Genomic DNA, 6,976 nt, shown 5'->3' on the forward strand with positions numbered 1-6,976 from the left:
TTATTAGATGCAGACAAAGGAATTTTGCTAGATCCAAAATCAAATGTTGGCTATACCATGCGAGCCAATATCAAAGCTCAATTAGGCGATCGTCAAGGAGCATTGTTAGACTTTGACAAAGCAATTGCCATAGCACCCAACCAAACTTATCCTTTCACAGGTCGGGGTTCATTCAAAGCGAAGATCGGCGATAAGTCAGGAGCTTTAGCAGATTACGATCGAGCCGCCATTATCGATCCCAATGAATCGGCAGTTTATAGCAGTCGCGGCGTAATTAAACTTCAGTTTGGCGATAAACAAGGCGCGCTAGCCGACTACAATCGGGCGATTTCGATCGATGCTAAATCTTCAATCGCTCACACCGGAAGAGGTTTCGTTCGGGAACAATTAGAAGATATTCGCGGCGCAATGGCGGACTATGACAAGGCTATTTCGATCGATCCCGATTTATTACCATTGGCTTATCATCATCGGGGCGATCTGAAATTAAAACTAGGCGATACCAAAGGTGCTTTACAAGACTATGGAAAATCAATTTCGATCGATAATCCTAACGCTACCAGAGGTTATATCGGTCGGGGCAATGTCAAGCTCAAACTAGGCGATAGACAGGGCGCATTAGCAGACTATGAAAAAGCGATCGCTCTAACCCCTAAAGAAGCAAGAGGGTACGTCGTTCGAGCAAAATTCAAATCTCAATTGGGAAATAAACAAGGTGCATTATTAGACTACAATACTGCAATTTCGCTCGACTCTAAAGACTATCGGAATTACGCTGCACGAGGTAACCTCAGATTAGAATTAGGCGATAAACCAGGGGCGTTAGCTGACTATGATAAAGCAATTACAGTAGCCCCTGAAGAACCATTAGCTTACGGTTCTAGAGTTATTTTTAAAATCAAATTGGGAGACAAGGCAGGGGCAATATTAGATCTAGATAAAATGATTTTATTAGATCCAAAAAACTCAAATATATATGCTCTCCGAGGTAGCATTAAATTTGAATTAGGCGATCGACAGGGCGCGCTATCTGACTTTAACAAATTGATTGCGCTCGAACCGAAGAAAGATTCACACTATAATGCTCGGAGCGAAGCTAAATTATCTTTAGGTGATAAAACAGGAGCGATTTCAGACTGCGATCGGGCGATCGCGCTCAATCCTAAAAATGAAAATGCTTATTTTAATCGTGCTAACATTAAGTCTGGATTAGGCGATCGACAAGGCGCGATTAATGATTACGATCGGGCGATCGCCATCAATCCTCAGAACTATAATGCTTACACAAATCGAGGTAATACTAAATTTGAATTGGGCGATTTGACCGCAGCAATGGTAGATACCGAGCGGGCGATCGCCCTCAATCCGAAGTTAGCACCAGCTTATAGCAATCGGGGATTTTTTAAGATTCTCAATGGTAGCGAACGAGATGTCTTGGCAGATCTCGATATTGCAATTCAACTCGATCCCAAACAAAGTGAAAGTTATGCAATCCGAGGATTTGTCAGAGAAATGTCTGGAGACAAACAGAACGCAATTTCTGACTATAGAAAAGCAGTTCAACTCACTCCGCAGCTTGTCAGCTCGTTGAAGAAGCAATCTGGATTAATTCAGAAATCCAATCCTACCGCTTATCAAAAGTACCAACAATTAATTCAGAAGCTAGAAATAGGTTCTAAGCTTAACTAGTTTATTAGTCTTTGGTGCGTTACGCTTCGCGATAACACACCCTACGATTAAGATGCTCGTTTAGGATTGCTATGTGCGCTCGAAAACATCTGTATGGTGTTATCAGAGGATGTCTGAAAACTAAATTTAGTTAAGCTTAGCCCCTAGAAGATCCCCCCTGACCCCCCTTAAAAAGCTACCGTGCATACACATTCGTAGATCTAGATCCCCCCTAACCCCCCTTAAAAAGCGGATGCGCTCCGCGCGGGTTCCCCGCGCAAGGAAGCGCACCAAGCAGGGGGGAACCGGACTCTTAGTCCCCCTTTTGAAGGGGGATTTAGGGGGATCTCTAGGGTTTTCGCTTCTCTCTATACTTGTGTATACACGGTAGCTTAAAAAGGGGGAGTAAGAGTCAAAGTCCCCCTTAAAAAGGGGGATTTAGCGGATGCAATCACGCGGAGGTTCCCTCCGCATGTGTTGCACCAAGCAGGGGGATTTACAACCTACGATCGCAGCCAATAAGACTTTTCAAACACCCTCTGAATATCCGGTATTCTCCAGATTTCCAAATATGCTCTAAATTCTCGCGATCGGAATTTAACTAGCGACGATGTTTTATTGACCAGCAGATTGCGCTAGTTCCAATCTTCTTGCTCTTGATATTTTTTGGCTTTAACTTGATAAATCGGCTCCGTAGCATGTAACTCGCGAGTTTTGGCAAATAATTGTTCTTCCGTCATGTGCCATTCGATCAGGAGTCGATCGAGATTTTCCTGGATATCAGTCGCACCTGGAAAGCCTTTGTAGCGAATTCGTAGTCTGGCTAGTTCTGCTAATGCCATTGCTTCTTGCGGATCGCTCTCCAATAATCGATCGACAATCAGTCGATCGATTTTCTCTTGGGGATGTCTTTGGGGGAGTTTACTTTGCTCTGCCATTAAGGTTAGGAGTTAAGGGTTAAAATGAAGGACTTAAAAGTCGGATGAAAATAGTTTACTTGTAGACACTTAGCCTATGCTCTCGTTACTGTCGAATGTACTGTCTGCGCCAGAAATCGATCTATTTGCAGTCAAACCTATTTTAGCTGTTGTGGCAGCAGAGCAGGCACCGATCTTGCTTGCAGGCGTACTCCTCAGTCTGGTAATCATCTATATCGCCAGCAAAATCGGGGCAGAGATTTCACTGTACTTAAATCTTCCACCAGTTTTGGGCGAACTAGTGGGTGGCGTTGTGGTGGGGATATCTGCGCTCCAGACGATCGCGTTTGCCGATAGTGGGGTACCAGCTACAGATTCAGGTGTCATGATTGTATTGCAGTGGATCTACCAACTATCACCGCCAGTGACGCAGAGTATTTTTGAGTCTCAGAGCGAAATTATTTCAGTTTTAGCCGAACTGGGAGTCATCATTCTCCTGTTTGAGATCGGTTTGGAGTCGGATTTGCGCCAACTCAAACAAGTGGGAGTGCAAGCTGTCGTAGTCGCCTGTGTGGGCGTCGCGGCACCCTTTGCAGCAGGGACGGTGGGATTGATGGCAATCTTCCATGTGGCGGCGATTCCGGCGATTTTTGCGGGAGCTGCGTTGACAGCTACGAGCATCGGGATTACGTCCAAAGTTTTAGCTGAAATCGGTCAGCTCAAATCTACTGAAGGGCAAATTATTGTCGGTGCTGCGGTAATTGATGATGTGTTGGGAATTATTGTTTTGGCGGTGGTTGCGAGTTTAGCTAAAACCGGCTCTGTCGATGTGGGTAATGTGCTGTATTTAATCGTCAGCGCAACGGTATTTCTAGTCGGTGCGGTGTTATTAGGCGGATTATTCGATCGGGGATTTGTGGCGATCGTCGAAAACTTAAAAACGCGTGGCAGTATCATCGTTCCTGCTTTTAGCTTTGCCTTTTTGATGGCATTTTTAAGTAATGCCATTCATTTAGAAGCAATTTTAGGAGCTTTTGCTGCTGGCTTAGTCTTAGATGAAACCGACGCGCGCAATGAATTGGATGCCTTAATTAAACCCGTCGCCGATCTATTCGTCCCGATCTTTTTTGTGACGGTAGGTGCCAGAGCAGATTTGCGCGTATTAAATCCGACGATTCCTGCCAATCAAGCTGGTTTGACGATCGCGATCTTTCTGATCGTAGTCGCGGTCGTGGGTAAGTTAATTACTGGCTGGGTGGTATTTGGCAAACCCAATATCAATCGATTGGCGATCGGGGTGGGGATGATTCCGCGCGGTGAAGTGGGCTTAGTATTTGCTGGTATTGGTGCGGCTAGTGGCGCGATCGATAAACCATTGCAAGTAGCGATTATTTTAATGGTAATTGTCACCACATTTTTAGCTCCACCCTTTTTACGGATCGCTTTCGATCGTCATGCTAGTAGCAATTCACCAATAGACGATCGAACACCAAAGATTAAATAAATATTGTCAAATTTTGAGTTAAATTAGCGATCGGATTGGCAAAGCTTAATCATTAACGATCGACCATTGCAATCCTAAATAATTCATGAGATTTATTGTTCGGTGCGTTAGGCTTCGCCGTAACACACCCTACGATCTATCAATTATCAACTATCAACTATCTTTAGAATGATAACGACTTCATCTACAATCGTCCCACAAATATTTTGTGAACGGTAGTATCGAGCAACGCTTAATCCTTAGACCACGGAATACTAGCAACGATCTGACAACCGCGATCGGGCGCGCTCATCAGCTCGAATTCACCTTGTAGTGAGAGGACGCGTTCGCGCATTCCTTGTAAGCCGAATCCAGTGGCATTATTAGTGGGAATGAAGCCGCGTCCGTTGTCGGTAATTTGGAGTTCGATCGCATGAGCTTTGGTATGGATGTCGATCGTCACTGCCGTCGCGTGGGCATATTTACTAATATTAGTTAAAGCTTCTTGGATAAGGCGATAGATCGTAATTGTGACCGACGGTGGCAGATTGGGAGGTAGATCGATCTGACAGAGCGGTTGAATGTAATTAGATAACTTAAATTCATCTGCCAGCTCCTGAATTGCCGTTGCTAAATCTCGATCGTGCATGGGATCGGAGCGGAGTGTCGAGACAGATTGGCGGACATCTTTGAGGGCGATCGAACCCAGTCGTTTGGCTTCGAGTAACACTTCTCGCGATTTTTCGGGATGGACTTGGGAGAGTTTGACGGCCATTTCTAGATGGAGATTGAGGGCCGTTAGGGAGTGCCCTAAGGAGTCATGAATCTCGCGGGCAATCCGATTGCGTTCTTGTAAGCTGCCATTTTCCTGCGCTTTGAGGGCGTAGCTGCGAATGCGTTGGTTGGCGATCGCGAGTTCTTCTTTAGCTTGTTTTTCGGCCAAAATCCGATCGACTAATAGTTGCAAGCTCAGTAAGATCCCGCCAAATAAAGAGACAAAACCCCACCGAAAGCCATCCCGTTCGCGACGTGCTTCCTGGGGTGAATCTTCCGATCGATCGACCTGTGGCGGATTACCCGTCGCTGGCGATCGCGGATTGGTACTGGTTATCGTTGGTCGATCGCGATTGACCCGATCTGTACGACCGCGCTGATGATAGGGATATAAACTCATCGTCGTCAGCCATAATGCAAAAATGCCGCCAGTAATCCACAACCGATATTTGCGATCGAAGATCGGATAACTCCTAATCACCACAATAATAAACAGCAACCCGACCGGACGCATTCCCACCGCCGCAGCCACAAATATGGGCACAATTTGGGCGATCGTATAGAGAATTCTTACCCATAATTTACCCGCAGGCAGTCGCAACCCCATCACCGCCAAGAGCACCACAATCCCGATATTCAACCATTTTGGTTCGAGCATTTGCCCATCGCGGGGCGATACTTCTAATGCCATTACCACTGCAAATAAAATCCACTCGACATACAGTAACGATTTCAGAGGGTGACGCATGAGAAATTCGATTTGCATTCAAAATTGCTGTTGGGGTGGCAGGACGTTGCGGATGTTGGTAAAAGTGACTGGCAGCCACAACAAGTTCTGGATGTTTCTTCTAACATAACTGGATTTGTTCCACATCGAGCATTACCTTAGTCATGCTTTGAACTGATTTTAACTATGACTAGCGGTTGGTTATTTAGGGTGGCGATCGTGACCTTAGCTAGATGTAGAAATAGAGGCAAAAAACATAAGATAGCAGCATAGAGATCGAACACAGCTCGCTACCAATAACCCCGATTCCGGTAATGAAAAACCAACTTGTTAAATTGCTGCCACTTCTGGCCATCACGATTGCCGCACCAGCATTTGCAACAAATAACTACCTCACCCATAATGCTGCGCCAAGACAAATTGCTTATGGCGAGATAAACAAGAATCGGATCGACGATCTCAAGCTCACTCCGGCACAACAAGCCAAGATCGCGCAACTTCGGGTAGCTACTCGCAGTCAGATCGAGGCACTAATGACTCCCGCACAACGCCAACAACTCAGCCAGCTCCAGGCACAACACCAAGCTCGCAGACAAGCTGGTGAGATGGGGATGATGAATCTCTCCACCGACCAAAAAGCCAAAATCAAAGCCATCCGCGAGTCAAACCGATCGCAACTCAATGCGCTCCTGACTCCCACGCAACAAGCGCAACTGACTCAAGGCGGTGGCTGGCGCAAAGGTGGTGTGGCACGGTTGAATCTCACCTCAGAGCAACAGACCAAATTCCAGCAGCTCCGAGCGTCAGCTCGCAGCCAAATGGCCGCAGTCTTGACTCCAGAGCAGCAACAGCAATTCATAGCGCGTCACGATCGTCGCCAGATGGGTAACTCCTGGAAAAGTCTCAACTTGACCGCAAACCAACAAGCGCAGCTGCGGGCAATCCGGCAATCTAGCGAACAGCAGTTAAATACCATTCTGACTCCAGAGCAACAAGCTCAACGCAAATCACACCAAGGTCGCTACGGTAAACACCATCGCCACCACTCTGTATAGTTGCGAAGATCGAATTAACCCTATTTATTTACCATTCAAACTCCGTCATGTTAAAACTCATTACTCCCCTCGCGCTAGCTGCGATCGCTGTTCTCTCTATTGCTCCCAAGTCGCAAGCAATTCCGATTAACCTCAATTCTATTTTTATCGGTCAAGATCGCTATGGTGACACCCGCGTTAGAGCGGTAGTGCAAGTCGGTGCGCAACCAGAATACGGCAATCGTGGGGATTGGCAACGTTACCGCGAGATCGAGATCCAGCGGGAACGCGAAGCCGAACGCCGTCGCGATCGAGGCTATTACCGCCGCGATCGCGATGACGATCGTCGCGACTACCACCGGGGCGAATACTA

6 protein-coding genes are annotated in these 6,976 nt (G+C 46.6%); 4 read left to right on the forward strand and 2 right to left on the reverse strand.

Translation table 11 applies throughout. The features are described 5' to 3' along the window. Nucleotides 1-1,689 (forward strand): tetratricopeptide repeat protein (locus RMO84_RS00910; RefSeq protein WP_310486547.1); only part of this gene is annotated, 1,689 nt, incomplete at its 5' end. Between the two features lie 614 nt (nucleotides 1,690-2,303). On the opposite strand, the gene RMO84_RS00915 is transcribed toward RMO84_RS00910, so the two are convergent. After that, nucleotides 2,304-2,606, reverse strand: a complete 303-nt coding sequence (locus tag RMO84_RS00915) for a DUF3288 family protein (protein ID WP_310486548.1) — start codon at nucleotides 2,604-2,606, stop codon at nucleotides 2,304-2,306. Between the two features lie 76 nt (nucleotides 2,607-2,682). Here RMO84_RS00915 and RMO84_RS00920 point away from each other — a divergent pair, with 76 nt between their 5' ends. Next, nucleotides 2,683-4,089 carry a cation:proton antiporter gene (locus RMO84_RS00920; protein ID WP_310486549.1) on the forward strand — a complete coding sequence of 469 codons (1,407 nt, stop codon included), beginning with the start codon at nucleotides 2,683-2,685 and terminating at the stop codon, nucleotides 4,087-4,089. A 232-nt stretch (nucleotides 4,090-4,321) separates the two neighbouring features. Here RMO84_RS00920 and RMO84_RS00925 read toward each other — a convergent pair whose 3' ends face one another. After that, nucleotides 4,322-5,608: a sensor histidine kinase gene (locus RMO84_RS00925; RefSeq protein ID WP_310486550.1), complete on the reverse strand. Its 1,287-nt coding sequence runs from the start codon at nucleotides 5,606-5,608 to the stop codon at nucleotides 4,322-4,324. 275 nt (nucleotides 5,609-5,883) lie between these two features. On the opposite strand from RMO84_RS00925, the gene RMO84_RS00930 reads away from it, so the two are divergent. Then, complete coding sequence (locus RMO84_RS00930) at nucleotides 5,884-6,624, forward strand: Spy/CpxP family protein refolding chaperone (RefSeq protein WP_310486551.1); 741 nt, start codon at nucleotides 5,884-5,886, stop codon at nucleotides 6,622-6,624. 47 nt (nucleotides 6,625-6,671) lie between these two features. After that, a partial coding sequence (locus tag RMO84_RS00935; RefSeq protein WP_310486552.1) for a hypothetical protein occupies nucleotides 6,672-6,976 on the forward strand: 305 nt, incomplete at its 3' end.

Origin of the sequence: Chamaesiphon sp. VAR_69_metabat_338 (assembly GCF_031423935.1) — a bacterium.
In the GTDB taxonomy this organism is placed as follows: Bacteria; Cyanobacteriota; Cyanobacteriia; order Cyanobacteriales; family Chamaesiphonaceae; genus Chamaesiphon.